This window comes from Enterobacter ludwigii, assembly GCF_001750725.1.
GTDB classification, from domain to species: Bacteria; Pseudomonadota; Gammaproteobacteria; order Enterobacterales; family Enterobacteriaceae; genus Enterobacter; species Enterobacter ludwigii.
The window spans coordinates 1,766,807-1,792,680 of record NZ_CP017279.1 but is presented as its reverse complement, the minus strand read 5'-3'; the positions used below and the strand labels follow the sequence as shown (position 1 = coordinate 1,792,680).

Below are 25,874 nucleotides of genomic sequence, written 5' to 3'. Positions count from 1 at the left end.
TTACCCTCTTGCCGCAAGTGCGGTAACGCGATCGTAAGCTGCACCTGAGCGCAGTACGTTCAGAACTTTTTGTGCGTTGGCTTTGAGGTCTTCCTCGCCGTGCAAACGCATCAGCATCGCGACGTTGGCAGCCACGGCGGCCTCGTGGGCGACCTCACCTTTACCTTGTAATAAGCGCGTCAGAATGTCACGGTTTTCTTCAGGCGTGCCGCCCGCCAGCGCTTCCTGATGGTAAGGCGTTAAACCAAAGTCGCTCGCCTCCAGCTGATAGCTCAGGATTTCACCGTCGCGAAGTTCGGCCACCAGCGTTGGCGCATGCAGCGACACTTCATCCATTCCCCCACTGTGAACCACCGCGGCACGTTGATAACCCAGCACGCGCAGGGTCTCTGCAATCGGCAGAACCAGCTCCGGGCTGTAGACGCCAATCAGCGCCAGCGGTGGATGGGCCGGGTTGATCAGCGGGCCGAGCACGTTAAACAGCGTGCGGGTTTTAAGCTGCTGGCGAACCGGCATCGCATGGCGGAAACCGGTGTGATATTTCGGCGCAAACAGGAAGCAGACGCCCAGGTCGTCCAGGGCTTCACGCGAACGTTCGGCGTTCATCTCGAGATTGATGCCGAATGCGGCCAGCAGGTCCGACGATCCCGACCGGCTGGAGACGCTGCGGTTACCGTGCTTCGCCACTTTCAAACCACAGGCAGCCGCCACGAAGGCGCTGGCGGTGGAGATATTGATGCTGTTGCTGCCGTCACCACCGGTACCGACGATATCCGCAAACATGTAGTCCGGGCGCGGGAACGGGGCGGCATTTTCCAGCAGCGCCGTTGCCGCACCGGCAATTTCCTGCGGGCTTTCACCGCGAACTTTCATGCTCACCAGCGCGGCCGCCAGTTGTTCAGGCTTCAGTTCACCGCGAACCACGGCGGAGAAGAGCTGGTGGCTCTCCTGCTGGCTCAGGGTCTGTGCCTGATACAATTTTTCCAGAACAGGTTGCAGGGTGTTGGTCTGTTCCAGTTTCTGCAGCGCCCAGTCCAGGGTCTGTTCCAGCAGACGCGCGCCGTGAGAGGTGAGGATTGACTCCGGATGGAACTGCATCCCACAGACACGATCGGTATCGTGACGTACGGCCATCACCATGCCTTCGAACGAGGCGTTAATGGTCAGGCCTGCCGGGATGTTGCTGCCGACCAGCGAGTGGTAGCGCGCCACCGGCAGCGGATTCGGCAGCCCGGCAAACATCGCCTGACCGTCATGTTCAATGCTGGAGGCTTTACCGTGCAGGATTTCACCCGCCTGGCCGACGTATCCGCCATAGGCTTCAACAATCGCCTGATGCCCCAGGCAGATGCCGATAATAGGCAACTTGCCGCGCATACGGGTCAGCAGTTCAGGCATACAGCCCGCTTCACTGGGGGCGCCGGGGCCAGGAGAGAGCATCAGCACCGGGTTTTGCATGGTTGCCAGACGCTCAATCAGGGTTTGCGCCGGCACGTGGTTACGATAGATAACGACGTTGTGACCATTCGCACGCAGCTGATCTGCCAGGTTATAGGTAAAGGAGTCGATGTTATCGAGCAGCAGAATGTCAGCCATCAGAAAATCTCCTGTGCATGGTGTGCGGTAGCGATGGCGCGCAATACCGCGCGAGCTTTATTGCGCGTTTCGTCAGCTTCAGACTGCGGAACAGAATCAAGAACTACCCCGGCGCCCGCCTGGACGGTGGCAATGCCGTCTTCAACATAGGCAGAGCGGATAACGATGCAGGTATCAAGGTCACCGTGCGCGGTGAAATAACCCACCGCACCGCCATAGCTGCCGCGACGACGCCCTTCGGCGGCGGCGATAAGCTGCATCGCACGGACTTTCGGCGCACCGCTCAGGGTGCCCATATTCATGCAGGCACGATAGGCGTGCAGCACGTCGAGGTCGTTGCGCAGTTCACCCACCACGCGGGAGACCAGGTGCATCACGAAGGAGTAACGGTCGACTTTCGTTAAGTCAGCCACATAGCGGCTGCCGGGAGTACAAATGCGGGCCAGATCGTTACGCGCCAGGTCGACCAGCATCAGGTGCTCGGAGAGCTCTTTGTGGTCGGTGCGCATTTCCAGTTCGATACGGCTGTCGAGATCGCGATCCAGAGAGCCATCGGCGCGACGCCCGCGCGGACGTGTACCGGCAATCGGGTAGATCTCGATCTGGCGGCTGGCGGCGTCGTATTTCAGGGAGCTTTCCGGTGACGCGCCAAACAGGGTGAACTCGTTGTCCTGCATAAAGAACATATACGGGCTTGGGTTGCTCTTTTTGAGCACGTCATAGGCCGCCAGCGGCGACGGGCAGGGCAGTGAGAAACGACGGGACGGGACGACCTGGAAAATTTCCCCGGCGCGAATCGCCTTTTGCATCTGACGCACCACGGCACCGTACTGATCGTCGGTCTGGTTAACCTCACAGGTCATCTTCTCTACATGCTGAACCGGCAGAGCGGGTGGCGCTTCGGTCATTTGCTGTTGCAGCTGAGCAATGCGCTGCTCAAGACGTGTTTTCTCGGTCACGGATGGCGTGAACAGACTCGCCTGAATACGGGTGTATTTTTTCTGATGGTCGATCACCAGCAGGGTTTCGGCCAGGTAGAAGCAGTAGTCAGGGCAGCGGTTGCCCTGTTCGGTTTCCGGCAGGTCTTCGAAACCGGCGACCAGATCGTAAGCAAACAGCCCGCCAAAGAACATCGCTTCGCGTTCATCTTCTGGTACCGAGACCAGGTTTTGCAGCAGGCGGAAGGCATCGAAGACTGACAAAGAACAGAGGCGTGCATCTTCGTCCAGCAGTTGGCTGACCGGCGGGAAATGCAGTACCCGCACTTCCGGGTGACGTTCATTCTCGATACCCGCTGGCAGGGAGGCGTCCAGCAGTGGCAGCAGCGCGGCACCGTTCTCAGAGAGCGCCTTAATCGTGACAGTGTCACCCAGCGCGGTAATGCGCAATGCGCTGTCGACCAGCAGCAGGCTCTTAAGATCGTCTTTACTGTCAATATCTGCGGATTCCAGCAGCAACGTTGCCGGACGCGCACCGCAGACCTGATGAAACAGCGCGGTTGGGTTGTGGCGATAGACCGCCTCGCAGGTCAGCAATTCGAGGTGTGGTTTGGCTGTTTGCATTATGTTGTTCTCATTTATTCTGTTCAAAAAAAAAGCCCGCTTAGTCGCGGGCTGGGTATCTGTTTGCATTTCGCAGACGTGTGACACTGCCCGATAATCAGGATGTGCGCCACCAACCGTGCAGAGTGAAATGTGCTGTCATTTTCAGATACCTTTCTCGTGTGAACTTGCGTACTAGTTAACTAGTTCGATGGCAAGTTGTCAACCCTTGATTTCAGAATTTCGCGCCAAGCCGTTATCATAGGGGTTTCGGATGTCTTTAACCTGCTATGGGAAGTGCTTTGAGCGATACCACCTACGCCGTAATTTATGATTTACACAGCCATACTCAGGCCTCTGATGGCCTGCTGACACCCGAAGCCCTGGTTCATCGCGCCGTTGAAATGCGTGTCGGCACGCTGGCGATAACCGATCACGATACGACAGATGCTATTCCCGCGGCGCGCGCCGAAATTGCCCGCAGCGGACTGGCGCTGAATCTGGTGCCCGGCGTCGAAATTTCGACAGTCTGGGAAAATCACGAAATACACATTGTTGGCCTCAATATCGATATTGAACATCCGGCAATGCGTGCGTTTTTGCAAGAACAAAAATCGCGCCGCAACGAACGCGCCGAAATGATTGGTGAGCGACTGGAAAAAGCGCATATTCCCGGAGCGCTGGAAGGTGCACAGAAACTGGCAAACGGTGGGGCGGTGACGCGCGGCCATTTTGCCCGTTTTCTGGTTGAGGCGGGCAAAGCCACGACGATGGCGGACGTGTTTAAAAAATATCTGGCACGCGGGAAAACCGGTTACGTTCCGCCACAGTGGTGTACAATAAAACAAGCTATTGATGTCATTCATCATTCTGGCGGTAAGGCCGTGCTCGCCCATCCGGGGCGGTATAATCTTTCTGCTAAGTGGCTGAAAAGACTGCTGGCACACTTTGCCGAATGTGGCGGTGAGGCGATGGAAGTCGCCCAGTGTCAGCAGGCGCCCAATGAGCGTGCGCAGCTCGCGACCTACGCGCGTCAGTTCGGTCTGCTGGGTTCGCAAGGGTCGGATTTCCATCAGCCCTGTGCGTGGATCGAGCTGGGACGCAAGCTCTGGTTGCCCGCAGGCGTTGAGCCTGTCTGGCAGCTCTGGGAACAGCCGCAGAAAATTGAAGAGAGGGAAGTATGAGTCAGTTTTTCTATATTCATCCGGATAACCCGCAGCCACGCTTAATTAATCAGGCCGTGGAGATCGTTCGCAAAGGCGGCGTGATTGTCTACCCGACCGATTCTGGCTATGCGCTGGGCTGTAAAATTGAAGACAAAGGGGCGATGGAGCGCATTTGCCGCATTCGTCAGCTGCCGGACGGCCATAACTTTACCCTGATGTGCCGCGATCTTTCTGAACTGTCGACCTACGCGTATGTCGATAACGTGGCGTTTCGTCTGATCAAAAATAACACGCCGGGCAACTACACCTTTATTCTTAAAGGAACCAAGGAAGTGCCGCGCCGACTGTTACAGGAAAAGCGTAAAACCATCGGGATGCGCGTACCGTCCAACCCGATTGCGCAGGCGCTGCTGGAAACCCTCGGCGAGCCGATGCTTTCGACCTCTTTAATGTTGCCTGGCAGCGAGTTCACCGAATCCGATCCCGAAGAGATTAAAGACCGTCTGGAAAAGGTGGTCGAGTTGATTATTCATGGCGGCTACCTTGGTCAGCAGCCAACCACCGTTGTTGACTTAACCGAAGATGCGCCAGAAGTGATTCGTGAAGGCGTGGGTGATGTTAAGCCTTTCTTGTAAGGGTGTAAGCAGATATACTACGCGGCCATCAAAGCAGGGCTGAGCCCTCTTTTGACCTGATTCGACGCCTGTGAAGGCGACACCTGAGGAAGCTCAATGAGCGAGAAGTTACAGAAAGTGCTGGCGCGTGCCGGCCACGGTTCACGCCGTGAAATCGAAGCCATTATTGAAGCGGGTCGCGTGAGTGTGGACGGTAAAATCGCCACGCTGGGTGACCGCGTAGAAATCGTACCGGGATTGAAGATCCGCATCGACGGTCATCTTATCTCCGTGAAAGAGTCCGCTGAGCAGATTTGCCGCGTGCTGGCGTATTACAAGCCAGAAGGCGAGCTGTGTACGCGCAACGACCCTGAAGGTCGCCCGACGGTGTTTGACCGTCTGCCTAAACTGCGCGGCGCTCGCTGGATTGCCGTGGGGCGTCTGGACGTGAATACCTGCGGCCTGCTGCTGTTTACCACTGATGGTGAACTGGCAAACCGTCTGATGCACCCTAGCCGTGAAGTGGAACGCGAATACGCCGTGCGTGTCTTCGGCCAGGTTGATGAGAATAAACTGCGCGATCTGTCACGCGGCGTTCAGCTGGAAGACGGTCCTGCGGCATTTAAAACCATCAAATTTACCGGTGGCGAAGGCATTAACCAGTGGTACAACGTTACTCTGACTGAAGGCCGTAACCGCGAAGTGCGTCGTCTTTGGGAAGCGGTAGGCGTTCAGGTGAGCCGTCTGATCCGTGTCCGTTATGGCGACATCCTGCTGCCAAAAGGTCTGCCACGGGGTGGTTATACCGAGCTGGATCTGACACAGACTAACTACCTGCGTGAACTGGTTGGCCTGACGCCAGAAACCACCTCTAAAGTGGCGGTGGAAAAAGATCGTCGTCGTATGAAGGCGAATCAGATCCGTCGTGCGGTGAAACGCCATAGCCAGGTGAGCAGCAACCGCCGCTCTGGCAGCCGTAACAACAACGGTTAACATAAAAGCCCGGTGATGATCACCGGGCTTTTTTCTTAGTAATCAATACCGATTTGCGCTTTGATTCCCGCGTCAAACGCGTGTTTGACAGGACGCAGTTCGCTGACGGTATCAGCAAGCTCCAGTATTTCCCGATGACAGCCACGCCCCGTGACGATAACCGTCTGGTGCGCCGGACGTTGTTGTAGCGCCTCCAGTACCACATCCAGCGGGAGATAGTCGTAGGCCACCATATAGGTTATCTCATCCAGCAGAACCATATTCAGGGCGGGGTCTGCCAGCATTCTTTTGGCGTGCTCCCAGACTGCAAGACAAGCTGCAGTATCGGTTTCCCGGTTCTGCGTATCCCATGTGAAACCTGTCGCCATCACCTGAAATTCAACGCCATGCGGTTCAAGCAGATTACGTTCGCCGTTCGGCCATTCGCCTTTGATGAACTGAATGACGCCCACTTTCTGCCCGTGACCGACAGCACGCGTGGCGGTGCCAAATGCCGCGGTAGTTTTACCTTTGCCGTTACCGGTAAAGACGATAATTATCCCGCGCTCGTCCTGTGCGGCCGCAACGCGCGCATCGACCTGTTCCTTCAGACGCTGCTGGCGTTGTTGATGACGTTCTTCACTCATTGCGAAATCCCTGGTTTACGGCCCGGCTGGGCATCGAAGGTCATCCCCGTTTTACGACGACTGTCGTCGCCCATCAGCCAGAGATAGAGCGGCATAATGTCTGCGGGTGTTTTCAGTTTCTGCGGGTCTTCCGACGGGAAGGCGCTGGCGCGCATTTTGGTGCGCGTTCCACCCGGGTTAATGCAATTTACGCGCAGATGGCGGCTTTGATACTCCTCCGCCAGCACCTGCATCATCCCTTCAGTCGCGAATTTCGAGACGGCATATGCCCCCCAGTTGGCTCGACCTTCGCGGCCTACGCTTGAGGAGGTAAAGACCAGCGAGCCGGACTCGGATTTAAGTAATAAAGGAAGCAATGCCTGCGTCAGGAAAAACGTGCCGTTGACGTTGACCTGCATCACCTGCTGCCAGATATCGGGATCCTGTTCGTCCATAGGACGGACTTCTCCCAGCAAACCCGCATTGTGCAGGACACCGTCCAGCCGCGGATAGTGGGCGCTAATACGGTGAGCAAGCTCCTGGCACACCGCTGGCGTGCAGGTGAGTAAATCGAGGGTATACCACGGGGCCGGAATGCCGCCTGCCGCCTCTATTTCCTGCGCGACGCTTTTCAGTTTCTCTTCGTTACGACCAATAAGAATAACGCTCGCGCCATAGTCAGCGTAGGTCAGGGCCGCCTCGCGACCAATTCCGTCGCTGGCACCGGTGACCAGAATGATGCGATTTTGCAGCAGATTTTTTTGCGGTTGATAATGCACGGGGACTCCTCTGGTGCGCAGTGACGCAATGACGCCTTCTTTATGACTTTTCGGCTTTATGCCCGAATTAGCATGAGAATTCAATCAGTCTACAGGAGGCATTACTGTAAAATTAACAATTTGCAAATATTTAAACCCCCATGAGGGGATTCCTGAAGCAGGCTCGCAGAGGTAATGTCACGAGCGAGACGCATGGGCAGGGCTGTTGTACACTGCCGTGAAAGAATCGTGGTTAAACAAGGTGGAACGCGTGGAATTACTTTCTCAGTATGGGTTGTTTTTGGCCAAAATCGCAACGGTGGTGATTGCCATTGCGGTGATTGCCGTTCTGATTGTAAACCTGACGCAGCGTAAGCGTCAGCGTGGGGAGTTACGCATTACCCGCCTGAGTGAGCAGTATAAAGAGATGCAGGAAGATATGTCTCTGTCGCTGCTCGATAGCCATCAACAGAAGCAGTGGCTTAAAGCGCAGAAGAAAAAGCATAAACAAGAAGCCAAAGCGGCAAAAGCGAAAGCCAAGCTCAATGCACCGCAGGATGAGGCAAAGCCACGCGTCTATGTGCTCGACTTTAAAGGCAGCATGGATGCGCATGAAGTTTCTTCTCTGCGCGAAGAGGTCACTGCCGTTCTTGCCGTGGCAAAACCGCAGGATCAGGTGGTGGTGCGTCTTGAAAGCCCGGGCGGTGTGGTACACGGTTATGGACTGGCTGCGTCACAGCTGCAGCGCCTGCGTGAAAAACAGATCCCGCTGACCGTTGCGGTGGATAAAGTCGCGGCGAGCGGTGGCTACATGATGGCCTGCGTCGCGGATAAAATTGTGGCGGCACCGTTTTCTATTATTGGTTCAATCGGTGTGGTTGCGCAAATCCCTAACTTTAACCGCTTCCTCAAAAACAAAGAGATCGACATTGAACTGCACACGGCCGGGCAGTACAAACGCACTCTGACGCTGCTGGGGGAAAACACGGAAGAGGGGCGTCAGAAATTCCGTGAAGATCTCAATGAAACGCACCACCTCTTTAAAGACTTTGTGCACCGCATGCGCCCATCGCTCGATATTGAGCAGGTCGCGACGGGGGAGCACTGGTACGGTATCCAGGCCCAGGAGAAAGGACTGGTAGATGAAGTGGGCACTAGCGATGACCTGCTGTTGAACCTGATGGATGGCCGTGAGCTGGTGGGCGTGCGCTTTACGCAGCGCAAGCGTCTGCTCGATCGCTTTACCAACAGTGCGGCAGAAAGTGCCGATCGGCTGTTGCTCCGCTGGCTACAGCGCGGACAAAAACCGTTGCTGTAAACAAAAACGCGAGGCTCAGGCCTCGCGTTTTGCATTAATCAACCAGGTGATATTTCTCTGAAAGCGTATGCGCCAGGTATTTAAACATGTTAAACACGGCGGTGCTTTTCGGGGTAGGTAGCCCCTGTTCGTCAAGAAAGTATTCGCCGCTGAAAACCAGCACGCCATTACGCTGTTCTACGCCGGTGGCTTCAATGCCCGCCAGAGTATCTTCATGATCACGGATAAGCTTGTTTGCTTCGATAAGCAGAGAGACTCGGTCAATTGGTTGGGTCGTATTGTGCATAATCCACTCCTTAAACAGTGACAATAGTCTACGCCGAGGGCGCTTTGGGGGCAAATTTTCCCTGTAATCTGAGGGGATAAGGCGCAGGAGCCTGGCTGGCGTGATTTGCTTTTGCATGCTAATAAAGTTGCGTAACGGATTTTATCAGGTAGAGTGTGCGCTTTCGTCATTCTGGCAACAGAATTGCTTGACATTCGACCGGTAATTCGTCACGAATCATATGAGGCGTGAGAAAAATACCCGAAAACTCAATCACCTGGGCGTCTTTTCTCTGACGTTCGGTAAGACAAAGGGGTTGATATCCCCTGACGCAGTCGCAATATCAATGACGCGTCGTCAGTGGAAGGGAAATCAACGTGCGGCGTATTCCTGGAAGAATTAAATTAGGTAAAGGTGAATATGGGTAAAGCTCTCGTCATCGTTGAGTCCCCGGCAAAAGCCAAAACGATCAATAAGTATCTGGGTAATGACTACGTGGTTAAGTCCAGCGTGGGTCATATCCGCGATTTGCCGACCAGTGGCTCAGCCAGCAAAAAGAGCGCAGACTCTACCTCCACCAAAGGGGCTAAAAAGCCTAAAAAGGATGAACGTAGCGCGCTTGTCAACCGCATGGGTGTTAACCCATGGCACAACTGGGATGCACAATACGAAGTGCTGCCCGGGAAAGAAAAAGTTGTTAATGAGCTGAAACAGCTTGCTGAAAAAGCAGACCACATCTATCTCGCAACCGACCTTGACCGCGAAGGGGAAGCCATTGCGTGGCACCTGCGGGAAGTGATCGGTGGTGATGACAAACGCTACAGCCGTGTAGTGTTTAACGAAATTACGAAGAATGCGATTCGTCAGGCGTTTGAAAAGCCGGGCGAACTGAACATTGACCGTGTAAACGCGCAGCAGGCACGTCGCTTTATGGACCGTGTTGTAGGCTACATGGTGTCTCCACTGCTGTGGAAAAAGATTGCCCGTGGTCTGTCCGCAGGCCGTGTGCAATCCGTTGCCGTGCGTCTTGTCGTTGAACGTGAACGCGAAATTAAAGCGTTTGTGCCAGAAGAGTTCTGGGAAGTCGACGCGAATGTCACCACGCCGGGCGGGGATGCTCTGCCGCTGCAGGTGAGCCATCAGAACGACAAGCCTTTCCGTCCTGAAAACCGTGACCAGACCATGGCCGCGGTGGCGCTGCTGGAAAAAGCACGCTATCAGGTTCTGGAGCGTGAAGACAAACCGACCAGCAGTAAGCCTGGCGCACCGTTTATTACCTCTACGCTGCAACAGGCCGCAAGCACGCGTCTGGGTTATGGCGTGAAGAAAACCATGATGATGGCCCAGCGCTTGTATGAAGCGGGTTACATCACCTACATGCGTACCGACTCGACTAACCTGAGTCAGGATGCGGTTAACATGGTGCGCGGCTATATCGGTGACAATTTCGGTAAGAAATACCTGCCGGAAAGCGCTAACCAGTACGCCAGCAAAGAGAACTCACAGGAAGCGCACGAAGCCATTCGTCCTTCTGACGTCTCTGTGTTAGCGGAATCGCTGAAGGATATGGAAGCCGACGCCCAGAAGCTGTACCAGCTTATCTGGCGCCAGTTCGTCGCGTGTCAAATGACACCCGCGCAGTACGATTCCACTACGCTTACCGTTGGTGCGAGTGATTTCCGTCTGAAAGCGCGTGGCCGTATCCTGCGTTTCGACGGCTGGACGAAAGTCATGCCTGCACTGCGTAAAGGCGACGAAGACCGAACGCTGCCGGCGGTGAACAAAGGGGATGAACTCTCTCTGGTTGACCTCGTGCCAGCTCAGCACTTTACCAAGCCGCCTGCGCGCTTTAGCGAAGCATCGCTGGTAAAAGAGCTGGAAAAACGCGGTATTGGTCGTCCGTCAACCTATGCGTCAATCATTTCGACCATTCAGGACCGTGGCTATGTGCGTGTTGAAAACCGCCGTTTCTACGCTGAAAAAATGGGTGAGATCGTAACTGACCGTCTGGAAGCCAACTTCCGCGAGTTGATGAACTACGACTTTACCGCACAGATGGAAGACAGCCTTGACCAGGTTGCCAGCCATCAGGCGGAATGGAAGAAAGTGCTCGACAGCTTCTTCAGCGACTTTACCAACCAGCTTGAAAAAGCGGAGAAAGATCCTGAAGAGGGCGGCATGTTGCCTAACCAGATGGTACTGACCAGCATCGATTGCCCAACCTGTGGCCGTAAGATGGGGATCCGTACTGCGACAACAGGCGTCTTCCTCGGTTGCTCCGGCTATGCGTTATCGCCGAAAGAGCGCTGCAAAACCACCATCAACCTGGTACCTGAGAACGAAGTTCTTAACGTGCTGGAAGGTGACGATGCAGAAACCAATGCCCTGCGTGCCAAACGTCGTTGTAAGAAATGTGGCACGGCGATGGACAGCTACCTGATCGATCCGAAACGCAAATTGCACGTCTGCGGGAATAACCCAACGTGTGATGGTTATGAGATCGAAGAGGGTGAGTTCCGCATCAAAGGCTATGACGGCCCTATCGTTGAGTGCGAGAAGTGTGGCTCGGAAATGCACCTGAAAATGGGGCGTTTCGGGAAATACATGGCGTGCACCAACGACGAGTGTAAGAACACCCGTAAGATTCTGCGTAACGGTGAAGTCGCGCCGCCGAAGGAAGATCCGGTTCCGCTGCCAGAATTGCCGTGTGAGAAGTCTGACGCCTATTTCGTGCTGCGTGACGGTGCTGCCGGGGTCTTCCTCGCGGCCAACACCTTCCCGAAATCGCGTGAAACCCGCGCGCCGCTGGTGGAAGAGCTGCATCGCTTCCGCGACCGTCTGCCTGAGAAACTGCGTTATCTGGCCGATGCGCCACAGCAGGATCCTGAAGGAAATAAAACGGTGGTACGTTTTAGCCGTAAAACAAAACAGCAGTACGTTGCGGCTGAGAAAGAGGGGAAAGCGACCGGCTGGTCCGCCTTCTTTGTCGACGGAAAATGGGTTGAAGGCAAGAAATAATCTTCCCTTACCGTAACTTACCTGTAAAAGGGCCGGACTTCCGGCCCTTTTTTATTACCTTGTTATTATTTTTTGTTCCGTACTATACAGTCAGGCTATAAATGATATAGTGGTTATAGTTAACCCTTTTCTTATTATCAAATCGTCTTAAGCGATTGACCGCGTGCGCTAAATCGGATGGTCTGGCATGAAATTACAGCAGCTTCGTTATATCGTTGAGGTGGTGAATCACAACCTCAACGTCTCTTCTACCGCTGAGGGGTTATATACCTCGCAACCGGGCATCAGCAAACAGGTTCGTATGCTGGAGGACGAATTAGGTATCCAGATTTTCGCTCGCAGCGGTAAGCATCTCACGCAGGTGACACCCGCCGGGCAGGAAATCATTCGTATTGCCCGCGAAGTCCTCTCCAAAGTTGATGCTATTAAGTCCGTGGCGGGTGAACACACCTGGCCGGATAAAGGCTCGCTTTATATTGCCACAACGCATACTCAGGCGCGTTATGCGCTGCCAGGTGTTATTAAGGGCTTTATAGAACGTTATCCGCGCGTCTCTTTGCATATGCATCAGGGCTCGCCCACGCAAATCGCTGAAGCGGTTTCAAAGGGCAACGCGGACTTTGCCATCGCGACAGAAGCGCTTCACCTGTATGACGATCTGGTTATGCTACCGTGCTACCACTGGAATCGTTCTATCGTAGTGACCCCGGATCATCCGCTCGCGGGGAAAGGGTCGGTGACTATTGAAGAGCTGGCGCAATATCCTTTAGTGACATACACCTTCGGCTTCACCGGACGCTCTGAGCTTGATACGGCCTTTAACCGGGCGGGATTAACGCCGCGCATTGTCTTTACCGCCACGGATGCTGATGTCATTAAAACCTATGTGCGGCTTGGCCTGGGCGTTGGGGTGATTGCCAGCATGGCCGTCGACCCGGTTTCAGACCCGGATTTGGTTCGTCTTGATGCGCACGATATTTTCAGCCACAGCACGACCAAAATTGGTTTCCGTCGCAGCACCTTCCTGCGCAGCTATATGTATGATTTTATTCAACGCTTTGCCCCGCATTTAACGCGTGACGTGGTCGATACGGCTGTTGCATTACGCTCAAATGAAGATATTGAAGAGATGTTTAAAGACATCAAACTTCCGGCAAAATAATCACTCCCGGTATCTTTCCCTCACGGAAAGATACCGAATTAACTCCTCAAAGCTAAATCATAATTATCATCATCTACATTTTCCCTGCCATATAATGTCATTACCCATTTAATTTGTATGGTTTTAATGTCGTGAATTGGCGACAAAAGTAGAAACTAATTTACGGCTACGCAAATATTTCTTTTCAATTATTTATTTCTGGTCAAAAGATTGAATATTTCCCACCAATTGATGCGTAAATTCACTGGCTTTTCGGCTAAAGTTTCTTTAGGATTTATCTCAACAGATGATTAATTGTACCAATTGTTTGGTCCTAAATGATAAGCGATATCGATTGTATGAGGTTAGCAATGCCTTCAGGAAGTGAAGAACCGCAAAGGGATCCTGCGCTCAAGCGTAAAGCCTGGCTGGCGGTCTTTCTCGTCTCCGCCCTGTTTTGGGTAGTGGTTGCTCTCCTTGCCTGGAAATATTGGGGTTGAATATGGCAGTGACGGTACGTACAGAAACGGTAAAACAGATGTGTCAGCATCGTGACAGTGGTCACAAAGGACGCAAAGCACCTGCGACCGTTGTCCCCGCGTCCTGGAAACTGACGCCACAGCAGCAAGCCTTTATTGATGTGTTCGCAGAAGACGAACCCAAAAAACAATAATTTAGTTAATTGCGTAATGATGCAAATAGTCTGAATACAGACTCTGCACCTTTGTACTCTTTAATAAATACACATCAGCAATATAGAACTGAGGGCAAACCTCGGAGCCTTTTTAAAAATAATGCCTGGTGTACCCTATGATGAATAACATGATGTCTCACAAATACTGGTCATGGCTCGGCGTTTTTTCTGTGTCGATCCTGTTCTGGTCTCAGCTCATCTGGCTGGCCTTCCTGTAAATCCAAAACCTCGCTGCGGCGGGGTTTTTTGTTTTCGCACTTCACTGGACCATTCCTAAATTTATCAATTCGGGTTGTTATCAAAACGTTACGACATCTTTGTGTTATCTTTAATTACAGCCCTGATGATTGTCAGGACATCTCTGTAATTAAGGAGGAGCTTATGTCGTTAACCCTACGCGAAGCCAGTAAGGACACATTACAGGCAGAAAACAAAACCTGGCATTACTATAGCCTGCCACTGGCTGCCAGAACGCTTGGGGACATTTCGCGTTTACCCAAGTCCTTGAAAGTTTTGCTGGAAAACCTCTTACGCTGGCAGGATGGCGATTCCGTCACCCTCGAGGATATCCAGGCGCTGGCGGGGTGGCTGAAGAGTGCCCATGCCGACAGAGAAATAGCCTATCGCCCGGCGAGGGTTCTGATGCAGGACTTTACCGGTGTTCCCGCCGTGGTTGATTTAGCCGCCATGCGCGAAGCCGTTAAGCGCCTCGGTGGCGATACGGCAAAAGTGAATCCGCTTTCTCCCGTTGACCTCGTGATTGACCACTCCGTGACCGTTGACCACTTTGGTGATGATGACGCTTTTGGCGAAAACGTACGTCTGGAGATGGAACGTAACCACGAGCGCTATGTCTTCCTGAAATGGGGGCAACAGGCGTTCAGCCGCTTTAGCGTGGTTCCGCCTGGAACCGGTATTTGCCATCAGGTTAACCTCGAATATCTGGGCAAAGCCGTCTGGAGTGAATTGCAGGATAAAGAGTGGGTGGCTTATCCGGATACGCTGGTCGGGACGGATTCACATACCACCATGATTAACGGCCTCGGTGTGCTGGGGTGGGGCGTCGGGGGTATTGAAGCGGAAGCGGCTATGCTTGGTCAGCCGGTGTCGATGCTCATTCCTGATGTGGTGGGCTTCAAGCTCACCGGTAAGCTGTCGGAAGGCATTACCGCGACCGACCTGGTGTTAACCGTCACCCAGATGCTGCGTAAGCATGGGGTGGTGGGTAAATTTGTTGAATTCTACGGTGACGGACTGGATTCGCTGCCGCTGGCCGATCGCGCCACGATCGCCAATATGGCGCCGGAATATGGCGCGACCTGTGGCTTCTTCCCCATCGATGACGTCACGCTGGAATATATGCGCCTGAGTGGTCGCAGTGAAGAGCAGGTCGCGCTGGTCGAGGCCTACACTAAAGCGCAGGGGATGTGGCGAAACCCGGGTGATGAGCCGGTATTTACCAGCACGCTTGAGCTGGATATGGGAAGCGTCGAGGCGAGCCTTGCCGGGCCAAAACGCCCGCAGGATCGGGTCGCGTTACCGGACGTGCCGAAAGCTTTTGCCGCCAGCAATGAACTGGAAGTCAATGTCGCGAAAAAAGATCACCGTCCAATAGACTATGTCCTGAACGGACATCAGTATCAACTTCCGGATGGCGCGGTGGTTATTGCCGCTATCACCTCCTGCACCAACACCTCGAACCCAAGCGTTTTGATGGCCGCGGGACTGTTGGCCAAAAAAGCCGTTGAGCTTGGCCTGAAACCGCAGCCGTGGGTTAAGGCTTCGCTGGCCCCGGGCTCTAAAGTGGTTTCAGATTACCTGGCGCAGGCAAAACTCACCCCGTACCTTGACGAGCTGGGCTTTAATCTCGTGGGTTACGGATGTACTACCTGTATCGGTAACTCCGGTCCGCTGCCTGAGCCGATTGAAACGGCGATCAAGCAGGGCGATCTTACCGTGGGTGCGGTTCTTTCCGGTAACCGCAACTTTGAAGGGCGCATTCATCCGCTGGTGAAAACCAACTGGCTGGCCTCGCCGCCGCTGGTTGTGGCTTACGCGCTGGCGGGAAACATGAACATCAATCTCACGACCGACCCGATTGGTCACGATCGCAAGAACGAGCCTGTTTACCTGAAAGATATCTGGCCGTCTTCACGCGATATCGCGCGAGCCGTTGAAAAGGTCTCAACCGAAATGTTCCGCAAAGAGTATGCGGAAGTGTTTGAGGGCACGCCGGAATGGAAAGCAATTAACGTCGTGGGCTCGGATACTTATGGCTGGCAGGATGATTCGACCTATATTCGTCTGTCACCGTTCTTTGATGACATGCTGGCTGAACCTGCTCCGCTTAAGGATATCCACGGGGCGCGTATTCTGGCGATGCTTGGCGATTCCGTTACCACGGACCACATCTCGCCGGCGGGCAGTATCAAAGCCGACAGCCCGGCAGGCCGCTATCTGCAAAGCCGTGGGGTGGAACGCCGGGACTTCAACTCCTACGGATCGCGTCGTGGTAACCACGAAGTGATGATGCGCGGGACGTTTGCCAACATCCGCATCCGCAACGAAATGGTTCCGGGCGTGGAAGGGGGCATGACGCGTCATTTACCTGGCACGGAAGTGGTATCGATTTATGATGCCGCCGTCAAATACCAGCAGGAAGGCACGCCGCTGGCGGTGATTGCCGGTAAAGAGTACGGCTCCGGCTCCAGTCGAGACTGGGCAGCGAAAGGTCCGCGCCTGCTTGGGGTTCGCGTGGTCATTGCCGAATCTTTCGAACGTATTCACCGTTCGAATCTTATCGGGATGGGGATCCTGCCGCTAGAGTTCCCGCAGGGCGTCACCCGTAAAACGCTGGGACTGACCGGGGAAGAGCAGATTGATATTAGTGGTCTGCAAAACCTGCAGCCGGGTAAAGCGGTTCCGGTGACGTTAACGCGAGCAGACGGTAAAACGGAAGTGCTTGAATGCCGGTGTCGCATTGATACGGCAACCGAGCTGACCTACTACCAGAACGACGGCATATTACATTACGTGATTCGTAAAATGCTGGATTGACGCAGTCAGCCCGGCTCGCGATGGCGATGCCGGGCATCTCGCGATCACTCGCTCAGGAGGTGACCCATTTTGGCGGCTTTGGTATCAAGATAGTGGGCATTTTTCGGGTTACGGCCGACAATCAGCGGAACACGTTCGACGATATTAATCCCCGCTTCGGTCAGGATTTCCACCTTTTTCGGGTTATTGGTCAGCAGACGGACCTCATCTACCCCAAGAAGCTTGAACATATCGGCGCACAGGGTAAAGTCGCGCTCATCGGCAGCAAACCCGAGCTGGTGGTTCGCTTCAACCGTATCGTATCCCTGGTCCTGCAGCGCGTAGGCGCGGATTTTATTCAGCAGGCCAATATTACGACCTTCCTGACGGTGATAAAGCAGCACCCCACGACCTTCTTCAGCGATGTGAGAAAGAGCTGCTTCAAGCTGGAAACCGCAATCACAGCGCAGGCTGAACAAGGCATCGCCAGTCAGACACTCCGAATGTACGCGAGAGAGTACCGGCGTCTGTCCTGAAATGTCACCGAACACCAGCGCGACATGATCCTGTCCGGTTGCCAGTTCTTCAAATCCCACCATCAGGAAATCGCCCCATGGGGTTGGCAGTTTGGCTTCTGCCACACGTTTAAGCTGCATGTGATTCTCCAGAGTAGGCTGACACGTTTCGTGCCTTTCGCCTGTTTGGCTTTCTGTATCTGTTCATTTTGCCACAAGCTCAGCACGTTCGCCTAATGGGCGCCATGCTATATGGATGTTAAACGCACGATCCGACATATCCACCCAACCGATGAATTTCAGTTATGATTGTGATGCTTAGCGAAAAAGGAGAAGACATGCTTTCAATCGCCAGACGTACGGCAGCAGGTGCGGCCATTCTACTTATTATGCCGCTGGCCGTATGGGTCTCAGGCTGGATGTGGCAGCCGGGGCAGAACGCCACATGGCTGAAAACATTATACTGGATAACGGAGACGGTCACCCAGCCGTGGGGAATTATCACGCATGTGATCCTTTGCGCCTGGTTTCTGTGGTGTTTGCGCTTTCGTCTGCGTGCGGCGCTGATGCTCTTTGCGATACTCGGTGGGGCGATCCTCATCGGGCAGGGCGTGAAGTCCTGGGTTAAAGATCATGTCCAGGAGCCGCGTCCTTTTGTCGTCTGGCTGGAAAAAGCGCATCAAGTTCCGGTGGATGAGTTCTACAATTTAAAACGTAAAGATCGTGGTGCGCTGGTCAAAGAACAGCTTGCGGAACAGCAGGATATCCCGAAGTTCTTACGTAAACACTGGCAAAAAGAGACCGGGTTTGCTTTTCCTTCCGGCCATACCATGTTTGCCGCCAGTTGGGCGTTACTGGGAGTAGGGCTGCTTTGGCCACGGCGACGTACTGTCACGATCGCGATTTTACTGGTCTGGGCCACAGGGGTGATGGGCAGTCGTTTGCTGCTGGGGATGCACTGGCCGCGGGATTTGGTGGTGGCTACGCTGATCTCATGGCTGCTTGTGACGCTGGCAACATGGCTTGCTGAACGCATCTGCGGTCCGTTAACGCCACCGCCTGTCGAGGAAGAAGAGATCGCCGAAAGGGACCAAAGCGACGCCTGACGGTTGATATTCCGCGTTTTGCCCATAAATCCATGACTGGCGCGTCACTTTTTCCGTTTCGCGCCCGCCACTAAAATGGTAGTTTATAAGGCTGATTGCGGTGAGTTGAACACACTTTATTCGCTTGAACCACATAACGGGAAGTAATGTGAAATATTTACTCATTTTCTTACTGGTATTGGCGATTTTTGTCATTTCAGTCACATTGGGTGCACAAAACGATCAACAGGTGACGTTTAACTATCTGCTGGCGCAGGGCGAGTATCGTGTATCGAGCCTTCTGGCGGTTTTATTCGCCGCGGGCTTTGCGATTGGCTGGCTGGTATGCGGTCTTTTCTGGTTGAAAGTTCGTGTTTCACTTGCGCGCGCTGAACGTAAAATTAAACGACTCGAACATCAAATTGCGCCTGCGTCCGACATTCCGGAAAGCTCTGGTGTGCCGGTCGTCAAGGAATAATCGACTATGCTGGAGTTGTTGTTTCTGCTTTTGCCTGTAGCCGCAGCCTATGGCTGGTATATGGGCCGCAGAAGTGCGCAACAAACAAAACAGGATGAGGCTAACCGACTCTCCCGCGACTACGTTGCTGGGGTGAACTTCCTCCTGAGCAATCAACAGGACAAAGCAGTAGACCTGTTCCTCGATATGCTCAAAGAGGATACGGGCACCGTTGAAGCGCATCTCACCCTGGGAAACCTGTTCCGCTCGCGCGGCGAGGTTGACCGCGCCATTCGTATTCACCAGACCCTTATGGAAAGCGCCTCGTTGACCTACGATCAACGCCTGCTGGCGGTACAACAGCTGGGCCGTGATTACATGGCGGCGGGGCTGTATGACCGTGCAGAAGACATGTTCTCGCAGCTGGTGGATGAAACGGATTTCCGCGTCAGTGCCTTGCAGCAGCTGCTGCAGATTTATCAGGCCACCAGTGACTGGCAGAAAGCCATTGATACGGCCGAGCGTCTGGTGAAGCTGGGCAAAGATAAGCAGCGAGTTGAGATAGCCCACTTCTACTGTGAACTGGCCCTTCAGCAAATGGGCAACGACGACATGGACAAAGCCATGGCGTTGCTTAAAAAGGGTGCCGCCGCTGACCGTAACAGCGCACGTATCTCCATCATGATGGGGCGGGTATTTATGGCAAATGGCGACTATGCCAAAGCTGTAGAGAGCCTGTTGCGAGTTATTGACCAGGATAAAGAGCTGGCCAGTGAAACACTCGACATGCTGCAAACCTGCTACCAACAACTGGATAAGCAGGATGAATGGGTGGCGTTCCTGCGTCGTTGCGTGGAAGAGAACACCGGCGCGACTGCCGAACTGATGCTCTCGGACGTGGTTGAGCAGTATGAGGGCAGTGATACCGCGCAGGTCTATATTACGCGTCAGCTGCAGCGTCATCCGACCATGCGGGTATTCCATAAGCTGATGGACTACCACCTCAACGATGCAGAGGAAGGGCGCGCCAAAGAGAGCCTGATGGTACTGCGCGACATGGTAGGCGAGCAGGTACGAAGCAAACCGCGCTATCGTTGCCAGAAGTGTGGGTTTACGGCGTATACGCTGTACTGGCACTGTCCTTCATGCCGGGCATGGTCGACCATCAAGCCAATCCGAGGCCTTGATGGGCAGTAATTTTTAAAAACGATCTATTTTAGTTACAACATACTGATGGGTTTTCAGAACCCATCGAGTCCGTGCGGTTTGCCGGCCAGCCAGGAGAGTAAATCGATCCTGTCAATTTGCAGCGCTGGCAGGTAGAATGCTCGCCGTTTATCTGTTCCGCGCCGCTGCGCGCCCATAGACGAAAAGGGCTGGTCATGACGTCTGTTACTTCCTCCGCTTCCCGCGTAATTACTGATTCTCCTGTTGTTGTTGCGCTTGATTACAATAAACGTGACGCGGCACTGGCCTTTGTCGACGGTATAGACCCTCGCGACTGCCGTCTTAAAGTTGGCAAAGAGATGTTCACGCTGTTTGGACCGCAAATCGTACGCGATCTGCAACAGCGCGGTTTTGACGTTTTCCTCGACCTTAAATTCCACGATATCCCGAATACCACCGCGCACGCCGTGGCTGCTGCTGCAGAACTGGGGGTGTGGATGGTCAATGTGCATGCATCGGGTGGGGCAAGAATGATGACCGCAGCCCGTGAAGCGCTCCTGCCGTTCGGCAGCGATGCACCGTTACTGATTGCCGTAACCGTACTGACCAGTATGGATGAGAGTGATTTACGCGATCTCGGCGTGACGTTGTCACCTGCGGAGCATGCAGAGCGCCTCGCGCGCCTGACGCAAAATTGCGGGCTTGATGGTGTCGTCTGTTCCGCGCAGGAAGCCGTGCGTTTCAAATCAGAACTGGGCCAGGCTTTCAAACTCGTTACCCCAGGTATCCGCCCGGCCGGCAGCGAGGCAGGCGATCAGCGTCGCATTATGACGCCTGAACAGGCGCTGGCGGCAGGGGTAGACTATATGGTCATCGGGCGTCCTGTGACGCAGTCTGCTAACCCGTCAGAGACGCTCAAGGCGATCAACGCATCACTGAAAAAGGGGGCATAATGACTGATTCAAACAGTCGTCTGGTCTATTCAACAGAAAGTGGGCGCATAGACGAACCAAAAGCGAAAGCCGAGCGCCCGAAGGGGGACGGTATTGTTCGTATCCAGCGTCAAACCAGTGGACGCAAAGGTAAGGGCGTATGCCTTATCTCCGGCATTGATCTTGACGACGCGGAACTGGTTAAGCTGGCCGCCGATCTGAAAAAGAAATGTGGTTGCGGTGGTGCCGTGAAAGACGGCATTATCGAAATCCAGGGCGATAAACGTGATTTAATTAAATCCCTGCTCGAAGCCAAAGGCATGAAAGTGAAACTGGCGGGCGGCTAAAATAGATGAGCCACGGCATTTGCCGTGGCTCTTTTTTTACGTGCGTAAGTCAGACCTGAAATGCGTTCTAATATAGCAGTACCGGTGGAGGCTTATTTAATAATTATTTGCCGACCTGGTGACCGATAATACCACCGACAGCAGCGCCACCTAATGTACCCAGCGTACTACCATCTGTTAATACCGCACCGCCCAGAGCACCAGCACCGGCACCAATTGCGGTGTTGCGGTCACGTTTAGACCAGTTAGAGCAAGCGCTCAGGGACATTGCTACAGTGATTGCCAGAACAGCGGCGGCTAATTTTTTGCTGGTTAAGGTCATAATACTTTCTCCTGAATTATCGATTCACGGAAAGAGCTACGCTTTAAGTATAGACGAATTGAATACTTAAAAACTGTTTTCCGTGAAAGCTGGTCGCGCAGGCGTTACGTAATCACGCAGGTGATAGTCACTTCCTGTTATATCGCTAACATTAATTTTACGACTTTAAGGCGGGTTAAACAGGTAAAAACTCTTAAAGGAGGGTTAGGAATCATCTCAGACAGTAGGGGCATAGGCGCCCGGCATTCGGGCGCTTAAAGGACTCAGGACGACTTTTTAATAATATTGACGATAAGACCGTCATCTTCCAGTTTAATACGATGCTCATCGCTCAAACGTTCGTCGGTAATTACGCGGCTAAAGCGAGAGACTGGCCCCATGGTATAAGGGTGAACGGCGCCAAATTTTGAGCTATCAGTCAGCACAATGGCCTCACACTCTTTTTCCAGCACCGCATTCACCACATCAGAACGCATCATATCGCGGCCGGTGAAGCCCGTTTCTGGCTGCCAGCCATCAATACCAATAAAGGCCTTACTGAAATGGACCTGCTGAACATACTGGCGGGTCAGGGGGCCAACCATGCTTTCGCTTTTTTTCTGGTAAATGCCGCCCAGCAGGATCACCTCGCAGCGGGTCTCTTTGAGCAGATGCGCGATATAGCTACTGACCGTGATGATAGTAACGTCTTTCTGTTCGGCAAGCGTGCGCGCCAGTAAGGCATTGCTACTGCCGTTTTCGATAAACACCGTCTCGCCATTGTTAACTAAAGACGCGGCAAACTCCGCCAGCTCACGCTTCAGGGCGTAGTTGTTCATCATGCGCGTCTCAACATCCTCGCTATCGAGCGGGACCGCATATCCATGCGCACGACGCAGGTAGCTCTGTTTCTCCAGCAGGTTAAGATCCTGGCGGATGGTGACTTCTGAAACGCCGGTGGTTTTAGCGAGATCGACTACGCTGACGCGTCCCTGGTCAATGACCATCTGCAAAATGATTTGTTGTCGGGAATTCATAGCATCCAATTAATAAAGCGAAACAGGTTCGAAAACAGCAGGATCAAACTTCCCACGGCGCTTTTGGCTGTCCGTTCTCAGGCGCGTTTTCAGCACCCTTCTGAGCAAGAAGTTCAGACTTCAGGATCTCCAGATTACGGATCGCCGAGTGATAATCGCCTGCCACCAGGATATCCAGCACGGTATCAATACGTTGTGCTACAGCTTGTGCATCAATAGTAGACATAATCTCACCCCAGGTGCGAAAAGGTAATATTTTCAATGATGCAGAAAATGGGATCAAAAGAGAAGGGAAAAAATGCAATAACTAAATCACATAAATGAAAGTGATAAATTTATTCCCCCACATGCTGCGGGCTTAATGAGTGGATTAGTCTAAAACTGCGCGCAAGGCGCTTTTTCTGTGAGGAATTAGACTATGACAGTTATCAACCAGCCTACCTGCACCCTGTTTACCGATACTGAACGTTTCACACAGTTGTCAGCCTACTACGAGGAAGAGCGGCACACCATCTGGATGATGCTGCGGGCGCAACCTCGTCCTTGTTTTAATCATGCGTTAATTGAGGAGATCATGAACCTCTCCTGGCTGGTTCGCCAGTCCGGGTATCTGGTCGATTTTTGGGTAACCGGGTCACTGGTTCCTGAAATGTATAACGCGGGAGGCGATTTACAGTTCTTCGTAGAGTGCATTCAAAATGGACGGCGTGAAGCGTTACGCGCGTATGCACGTGCCTGCGTCGACTGTGTCCACGCAGCGTCTCGGGGGTTTGATACGGGCGCGGTCTCTCTGGCGATGGTTGAAGGCAGCGCGCTAGGCGGTGGGTTTGAGGCTGCGCTGGCACACCATTTTGTTCTCTCTCAGCGCGATGCCCGTCTGGGCTTCCCGGAAATTGCCTTCAACCTGTTCCCGGGCATGGGGGCATATTCGCTGGTCGCACGTCGGGCAGGGATGAAACTGGCGGAAGAACTCATCTATAAGGGGGAGTCGCATACGGCAGAATGGTACGAACAACATGGATTGGTCGATGTGCTGTTTGAGCCCGGGCAGAGCTACGTCTCCGTCAGAACCTTCATCGACACGCTGCGGCCGAAGCTGAACGGGGTAAGGGCGATGTTGCGCGCCCGAACCCGGGTACTGCAACTGCCGCGCAGTGAACTGATGGATATCACGGAAGACTGGGTTGATGCGGCGTTCTGCCTCGAGCCAAAAGATATCGCCTATATGGAGCGTCTGGTGATGCTGCAAAACCGCCATCATGGGGCATTACGCAAAGCCAGTTAACGTTGTTTTCGCGACTGATATCGCTTTAGCCATCGCTCGAATGCGGCAGCGGGCATCGGCTTAGCGAAGAGAAAGCCCTGCCGTTCGTTGACGCCGTTCTTGGTCAGAAAGGCGTCTTCTTTCGCGCTCTCGACCCCTTCAGCAATGACCTGCAGGTTTAATGCCTGTGCCACCGCGACGATGGCCCGCACCAGAGACTGGGAGATCGATTGTTTATGAATACCCCTGACGAAGGATTGATCGAGTTTAATGGCGTCGATAGGGAACCGCGCCAGCTGCGACAGAGACGAGTAGCCGGTGCCGAAATCATCAAGATGAATTTGCGCGCCAAGCTTGCTGAACTGCTGGATCACAGAGAGCGCCAGCTCTTCGTTTTCGATAAGGCAGCTTTCCGTGAGTTCAACGTCGATAGGGCAGTATTCAAAATCCAAATCCTTCAGCGCCTGCTTTAAATCGCTGAAAATGGTCTGGTCGGCCAGCTGACGTGCGGAGACGTTGACCGCCACGCGCAGATTAATCCCCTTATCGCGCCATTTAGCCACCTGGCGCACCACATCAAGCATCACCCAGCGGCCCAGCGGGACAATCAATCCCGACTCCTCGGCATAAGAGATAAACTCCAGCGGAGGGATTAAACCGCGTTCCGGCGACTGCCAGCGCACCAGCGCTTCAAGACTTCGGATTTCACCCCGCCAGGTAATTTTAGGCTGGTAATGAATCAGAAGCTGATCGTTATCCAGCGCTTTACGCAGGTTGGTATCCAGCCAGAGATATTCAAATACGCGCTGGTTCATCTCAGGTGAGAAGACGCAGAACTTGCCCCGGCCATTCTCTTTCGCCGTGTACATGGCGGTATCGGCATTACGGATGACGCTTTCCCTGTCGTTACCGTGCTGGGGGGCGAGGGCGATACCGAGCGAGCAACCGGTGTAAATTTCTATCAGGCCGATTCTGAACGGCTGGCGCAGACGGGTTAAGATCCGCGACGCCATGGCTTCCAGAGAGCCCTGAGAGGTATCTGTGGCCATGACAATAAACTCATCGCCGCCAAGTCGCGCCAGCACCTGACCGTCATCCAGACAGCTCAGAATGGCCAGAGCGACAGCCTGCAATAGCTGGTCGCCAAACATATGCCCATAGGCATCGTTGACCTTTTTAAAGTTATCCAGGTCGAGATACACCACGCCTACCTGCGTTTCACCGCGGCTGGCGATGGCATCAGAAATCAGTTCGTGGATCGCATTACGGTTTGGTAAACCGGTAATGGTGTCGGTATTGGCCAGCACGCGCAGACGCTCCTGGGCGCGGCGCTCCTCGGTAATGTCGGTGCCGGAACAGATAAGGAAAATTTCATTTTTGCCGCTGCCGCTATGAACAAACTTGTTTCTGAACAAAAACAGCCGTTGCCCTTTACGCGTTTTGATCCAGCGTTCGACCTCGTAGGAGCTGCCGTTGCGAAAAAAACCGGTGATATTGCGCTTTGAAGCTGCCGCTTCGCTCCGGCTCATAAACAGCTTGAACACGTTCTGGCCAATAACTTCTTGTTCTTTCAGACCGGTATATTCTTCACTCAGCCGGTTAAAACGCTGAATATTGCCGTTATGATCGAGAATAACGATGACGGAGTTGGCTTCAGAGACAACCTGTTCAGCAAAAGAGAGGCCCTGAGCCAGGTCACGAGCCACGGAGGGCGTATCGTTCCACGCTGACGCGGTGCCGGCCCATTCATTTCGGGTTATTTTGCGCCCCACAAGATGAACCGGGACATCTTCGCCGTACAACGAGAGCGTCATGGAGATGCTGGAGGTAATGACGGTTAACTGGCGGATGAGTTCGGCTTGTTCATCATCCAGCGCCACCACCTCAGTCACATCGGCATTTTCGCTGGCGGCAAGGTGCAGAGCATTGCTGTCAGCTGTCATTCGCCACCAGGGGCTATGCGTACCCATGTAACGAAACAGCAAATTCTGCTCCAGATCGTCCATCATGTTTTCTCCCGCAGC

Annotated in this window: 27 protein-coding genes and 1 other annotated feature; of the genes, 16 read left to right on the top strand and 11 right to left on the bottom strand. The window is 53.7% G+C overall.

Going from position 1 to position 25,874, the window contains the following annotated elements:
* The 3 genes from trpD to trpL form a co-directional block, all read right to left on the bottom strand.
* Positions 1-1,596, bottom strand: a complete 1,596-nt coding sequence (gene trpD, locus BH714_RS08420; RefSeq protein ID WP_014170382.1) for a bifunctional anthranilate synthase glutamate amidotransferase component TrpG/anthranilate phosphoribosyltransferase TrpD — start codon at positions 1,594-1,596, stop codon at positions 1-3.
* Complete coding sequence (locus tag BH714_RS08415) at positions 1,596-3,158, bottom strand: anthranilate synthase component 1 (RefSeq protein ID WP_040017646.1); 1,563 nt, start codon at positions 3,156-3,158, stop codon at positions 1,596-1,598. Before BH714_RS08415 ends, trpD begins: the two co-directional genes overlap by 1 nt.
* A gap of 26 nt (positions 3,159-3,184) precedes the next feature.
* Positions 3,185-3,279 (bottom strand) — a sequence feature (Trp leader region).
* Positions 3,256-3,300, bottom strand: a complete 45-nt coding sequence (gene trpL, locus BH714_RS24480; RefSeq protein ID WP_106993556.1) for a trp operon leader peptide — start codon at positions 3,298-3,300, stop codon at positions 3,256-3,258. (Overlaps the previous feature by 24 nt.)
* Positions 3,301-3,427: 127 nt before the next feature.
* On the opposite strand from trpL, the gene rnm reads away from it, so the two are divergent.
* From rnm to rluB, 3 genes are all read left to right on the top strand, one after another.
* On the top strand, positions 3,428-4,321 hold the full coding sequence (rnm, locus tag BH714_RS08410) for an RNase RNM (RefSeq protein WP_020882434.1): 894 nt from the start codon (positions 3,428-3,430) through the stop codon (positions 4,319-4,321).
* Positions 4,318-4,938 (top strand): L-threonylcarbamoyladenylate synthase, encoded by a 621-nt coding sequence (locus BH714_RS08405; protein WP_003856793.1) that lies wholly within the window; start codon positions 4,318-4,320, stop codon positions 4,936-4,938. The genes rnm and BH714_RS08405 overlap by 4 nt, the downstream gene beginning before the upstream one ends.
* Positions 4,939-5,034: 96 nt before the next feature.
* Positions 5,035-5,910, top strand: coding sequence for a 23S rRNA pseudouridine(2605) synthase RluB (gene rluB, locus BH714_RS08400; protein ID WP_008502809.1), 876 nt, complete (start codon positions 5,035-5,037; stop codon positions 5,908-5,910).
* Between the two features lie 35 nt (positions 5,911-5,945).
* Here the strand turns inward: rluB and cobO are convergent, their stop codons facing one another.
* Both cobO and BH714_RS08390 read right to left on the bottom strand, forming a co-directional pair.
* On the bottom strand, positions 5,946-6,536 hold the full coding sequence (cobO, locus tag BH714_RS08395; RefSeq protein WP_025203995.1) for a cob(I)yrinic acid a,c-diamide adenosyltransferase: 591 nt from the start codon (positions 6,534-6,536) through the stop codon (positions 5,946-5,948).
* On the bottom strand, positions 6,533-7,294 hold the full coding sequence (locus tag BH714_RS08390; protein ID WP_020882436.1) for a YciK family oxidoreductase: 762 nt from the start codon (positions 7,292-7,294) through the stop codon (positions 6,533-6,535). Before BH714_RS08390 ends, cobO begins: the two co-directional genes overlap by 4 nt.
* A 250-nt stretch (positions 7,295-7,544) precedes the next feature.
* On the opposite strand from BH714_RS08390, the gene sohB reads away from it, so the two are divergent.
* Positions 7,545-8,591: a protease SohB gene (sohB, locus tag BH714_RS08385; protein ID WP_020882437.1), complete on the top strand. Its 1,047-nt coding sequence runs from the start codon at positions 7,545-7,547 to the stop codon at positions 8,589-8,591.
* 34 nt (positions 8,592-8,625) lie between these two features.
* On the opposite strand, the gene BH714_RS08380 is transcribed toward sohB, so the two are convergent.
* Positions 8,626-8,877, bottom strand: coding sequence for a YciN family protein (locus BH714_RS08380; RefSeq protein ID WP_020882438.1), 252 nt, complete (start codon positions 8,875-8,877; stop codon positions 8,626-8,628).
* 399 nt (positions 8,878-9,276) lie between these two features.
* On the opposite strand from BH714_RS08380, the gene topA reads away from it, so the two are divergent.
* From topA to acnA, 6 genes are all read left to right on the top strand, one after another.
* Positions 9,277-11,874, top strand: a complete 2,598-nt coding sequence (gene topA / locus BH714_RS08375) for a type I DNA topoisomerase (protein WP_040017644.1) — start codon at positions 9,277-9,279, stop codon at positions 11,872-11,874.
* Between the two features lie 187 nt (positions 11,875-12,061).
* Positions 12,062-13,036, top strand: a complete 975-nt coding sequence (cysB, locus tag BH714_RS08370) for an HTH-type transcriptional regulator CysB (protein ID WP_006175683.1) — start codon at positions 12,062-12,064, stop codon at positions 13,034-13,036.
* Positions 13,037-13,374: 338 nt separating this feature from the next.
* Positions 13,375-13,515: a YmiA family putative membrane protein gene (locus BH714_RS08365; RefSeq protein ID WP_214579162.1), complete on the top strand. Its 141-nt coding sequence runs from the start codon at positions 13,375-13,377 to the stop codon at positions 13,513-13,515.
* Between the two features lie 2 nt (positions 13,516-13,517).
* Positions 13,518-13,688, top strand: a complete 171-nt coding sequence (locus BH714_RS24200; RefSeq protein ID WP_032669764.1) for a hypothetical protein — start codon at positions 13,518-13,520, stop codon at positions 13,686-13,688.
* A gap of 140 nt (positions 13,689-13,828) precedes the next feature.
* Positions 13,829-13,927 (top strand): small membrane protein YmiC, encoded by a 99-nt coding sequence (ymiC, locus tag BH714_RS24320; protein WP_032669830.1) that lies wholly within the window; start codon positions 13,829-13,831, stop codon positions 13,925-13,927.
* Positions 13,928-14,090: 163 nt separating this feature from the next.
* Positions 14,091-16,766, top strand: a complete 2,676-nt coding sequence (gene acnA / locus BH714_RS08350) for an aconitate hydratase AcnA (protein WP_040017643.1) — start codon at positions 14,091-14,093, stop codon at positions 16,764-16,766.
* Positions 16,767-16,810: 44 nt separating this feature from the next.
* On the opposite strand, the gene ribA is transcribed toward acnA, so the two are convergent.
* A complete protein-coding gene (gene ribA / locus BH714_RS08345; protein WP_003856813.1) occupies positions 16,811-17,401 on the bottom strand; it encodes a GTP cyclohydrolase II in 591 nt (196 codons plus the stop codon).
* Positions 17,402-17,598: 197 nt separating this feature from the next.
* On the opposite strand from ribA, the gene pgpB reads away from it, so the two are divergent.
* The 5 genes from pgpB (at position 17,599) to yciH (ending at position 21,248) form a co-directional block, all read left to right on the top strand.
* The gene (gene pgpB / locus BH714_RS08340) at positions 17,599-18,366 is read left to right on the top strand and encodes a phosphatidylglycerophosphatase B (protein WP_040019035.1); all 768 of its coding nucleotides are present in this window, start codon (positions 17,599-17,601) and stop codon (positions 18,364-18,366) included.
* A gap of 148 nt (positions 18,367-18,514) precedes the next feature.
* The gene (locus BH714_RS08335; RefSeq protein WP_013096374.1) at positions 18,515-18,823 is read left to right on the top strand and encodes a LapA family protein; all 309 of its coding nucleotides are present in this window, start codon (positions 18,515-18,517) and stop codon (positions 18,821-18,823) included.
* 6 nt (positions 18,824-18,829) lie between these two features.
* Positions 18,830-19,999: a lipopolysaccharide assembly protein LapB gene (lapB, locus tag BH714_RS08330; protein WP_040017642.1), complete on the top strand. Its 1,170-nt coding sequence runs from the start codon at positions 18,830-18,832 to the stop codon at positions 19,997-19,999.
* Between the two features lie 185 nt (positions 20,000-20,184).
* Positions 20,185-20,922, top strand: coding sequence for an orotidine-5'-phosphate decarboxylase (gene pyrF, locus BH714_RS08325; protein ID WP_020882443.1), 738 nt, complete (start codon positions 20,185-20,187; stop codon positions 20,920-20,922).
* On the top strand, positions 20,922-21,248 hold the full coding sequence (yciH, locus tag BH714_RS08320) for a stress response translation initiation inhibitor YciH (protein ID WP_014170365.1): 327 nt from the start codon (positions 20,922-20,924) through the stop codon (positions 21,246-21,248). The genes pyrF and yciH overlap by 1 nt, the downstream gene beginning before the upstream one ends.
* A gap of 103 nt (positions 21,249-21,351) precedes the next feature.
* On the opposite strand, the gene osmB is transcribed toward yciH, so the two are convergent.
* The 3 genes from osmB to BH714_RS08305 form a co-directional block, all read right to left on the bottom strand.
* Positions 21,352-21,570 (bottom strand): osmotically-inducible lipoprotein OsmB, encoded by a 219-nt coding sequence (osmB, locus tag BH714_RS08315; protein ID WP_008501216.1) that lies wholly within the window; start codon positions 21,568-21,570, stop codon positions 21,352-21,354.
* Between the two features lie 263 nt (positions 21,571-21,833).
* Positions 21,834-22,586: a DNA-binding transcriptional regulator YciT gene (gene yciT, locus BH714_RS08310; protein ID WP_020882444.1), complete on the bottom strand. Its 753-nt coding sequence runs from the start codon at positions 22,584-22,586 to the stop codon at positions 21,834-21,836.
* Between the two features lie 43 nt (positions 22,587-22,629).
* Positions 22,630-22,812, bottom strand: coding sequence for a YciZ family protein (locus BH714_RS08305; protein ID WP_025204000.1), 183 nt, complete (start codon positions 22,810-22,812; stop codon positions 22,630-22,632).
* 192 nt (positions 22,813-23,004) lie between these two features.
* Here BH714_RS08305 and BH714_RS08300 point away from each other — a divergent pair, with 192 nt between their 5' ends.
* A complete protein-coding gene (locus BH714_RS08300; protein WP_014170362.1) occupies positions 23,005-23,871 on the top strand; it encodes a crotonase/enoyl-CoA hydratase family protein in 867 nt (288 codons plus the stop codon).
* Here the strand turns inward: BH714_RS08300 and pdeR are convergent.
* Entirely contained in the window at positions 23,868-25,859 is a 1,992-nt protein-coding gene (gene pdeR / locus BH714_RS08295) for a cyclic di-GMP phosphodiesterase (RefSeq protein ID WP_040017641.1), read from the bottom strand. The genes BH714_RS08300 and pdeR overlap by 4 nt on opposite strands.
* Positions 25,860-25,874: the final 15 nt, after the last annotated feature.

Excerpts from the sequence above, each read along its gene's own strand:
- trpD (WP_014170382.1), bottom strand. The coding sequence starts at position 1,596 with ATGGCTGACATTCTGCTGCTCGATAACATCGACTCCTTTACCTATAAC.
- BH714_RS08415 (WP_040017646.1), bottom strand. The coding sequence starts at position 3,158 with ATGCAAACAGCCAAACCACACCTCGAATTGCTGACCTGCGAGGCGGTC.
- rnm (WP_020882434.1), top strand. The coding sequence starts at position 3,428 with ATGGGAAGTGCTTTGAGCGATACCACCTACGCCGTAATTTATGATTTA.
- BH714_RS08405 (WP_003856793.1), top strand. The coding sequence starts at position 4,318 with ATGAGTCAGTTTTTCTATATTCATCCGGATAACCCGCAGCCACGCTTA.
- rluB (WP_008502809.1), top strand. The coding sequence starts at position 5,035 with ATGAGCGAGAAGTTACAGAAAGTGCTGGCGCGTGCCGGCCACGGTTCA.
- cobO (WP_025203995.1), bottom strand. The coding sequence starts at position 6,536 with ATGAGTGAAGAACGTCATCAACAACGCCAGCAGCGTCTGAAGGAACAG.
- BH714_RS08380 (WP_020882438.1), bottom strand. The coding sequence starts at position 8,877 with ATGCACAATACGACCCAACCAATTGACCGAGTCTCTCTGCTTATCGAA.
- topA (WP_040017644.1), top strand. The coding sequence starts at position 9,277 with ATGGGTAAAGCTCTCGTCATCGTTGAGTCCCCGGCAAAAGCCAAAACG.
- cysB (WP_006175683.1), top strand. The coding sequence starts at position 12,062 with ATGAAATTACAGCAGCTTCGTTATATCGTTGAGGTGGTGAATCACAAC.
- BH714_RS08365 (WP_214579162.1), top strand. The coding sequence starts at position 13,375 with ATGAGGTTAGCAATGCCTTCAGGAAGTGAAGAACCGCAAAGGGATCCT.
- BH714_RS24200 (WP_032669764.1), top strand. The coding sequence starts at position 13,518 with ATGGCAGTGACGGTACGTACAGAAACGGTAAAACAGATGTGTCAGCAT.
- ymiC (WP_032669830.1), top strand. The coding sequence starts at position 13,829 with ATGAATAACATGATGTCTCACAAATACTGGTCATGGCTCGGCGTTTTT.
- acnA (WP_040017643.1), top strand. The coding sequence starts at position 14,091 with ATGTCGTTAACCCTACGCGAAGCCAGTAAGGACACATTACAGGCAGAA.
- ribA (WP_003856813.1), bottom strand. The coding sequence starts at position 17,401 with ATGCAGCTTAAACGTGTGGCAGAAGCCAAACTGCCAACCCCATGGGGC.
- pgpB (WP_040019035.1), top strand. The coding sequence starts at position 17,599 with ATGCTTTCAATCGCCAGACGTACGGCAGCAGGTGCGGCCATTCTACTT.
- lapB (WP_040017642.1), top strand. The coding sequence starts at position 18,830 with ATGCTGGAGTTGTTGTTTCTGCTTTTGCCTGTAGCCGCAGCCTATGGC.
- pyrF (WP_020882443.1), top strand. The coding sequence starts at position 20,185 with ATGACGTCTGTTACTTCCTCCGCTTCCCGCGTAATTACTGATTCTCCT.
- yciH (WP_014170365.1), top strand. The coding sequence starts at position 20,922 with ATGACTGATTCAAACAGTCGTCTGGTCTATTCAACAGAAAGTGGGCGC.
- osmB (WP_008501216.1), bottom strand. The coding sequence starts at position 21,570 with ATGACCTTAACCAGCAAAAAATTAGCCGCCGCTGTTCTGGCAATCACT.
- yciT (WP_020882444.1), bottom strand. The coding sequence starts at position 22,586 with ATGAATTCCCGACAACAAATCATTTTGCAGATGGTCATTGACCAGGGA.
- BH714_RS08305 (WP_025204000.1), bottom strand. The coding sequence starts at position 22,812 with ATGTCTACTATTGATGCACAAGCTGTAGCACAACGTATTGATACCGTG.
- BH714_RS08300 (WP_014170362.1), top strand. The coding sequence starts at position 23,005 with ATGACAGTTATCAACCAGCCTACCTGCACCCTGTTTACCGATACTGAA.
- pdeR (WP_040017641.1), bottom strand. The coding sequence starts at position 25,859 with ATGATGGACGATCTGGAGCAGAATTTGCTGTTTCGTTACATGGGTACG.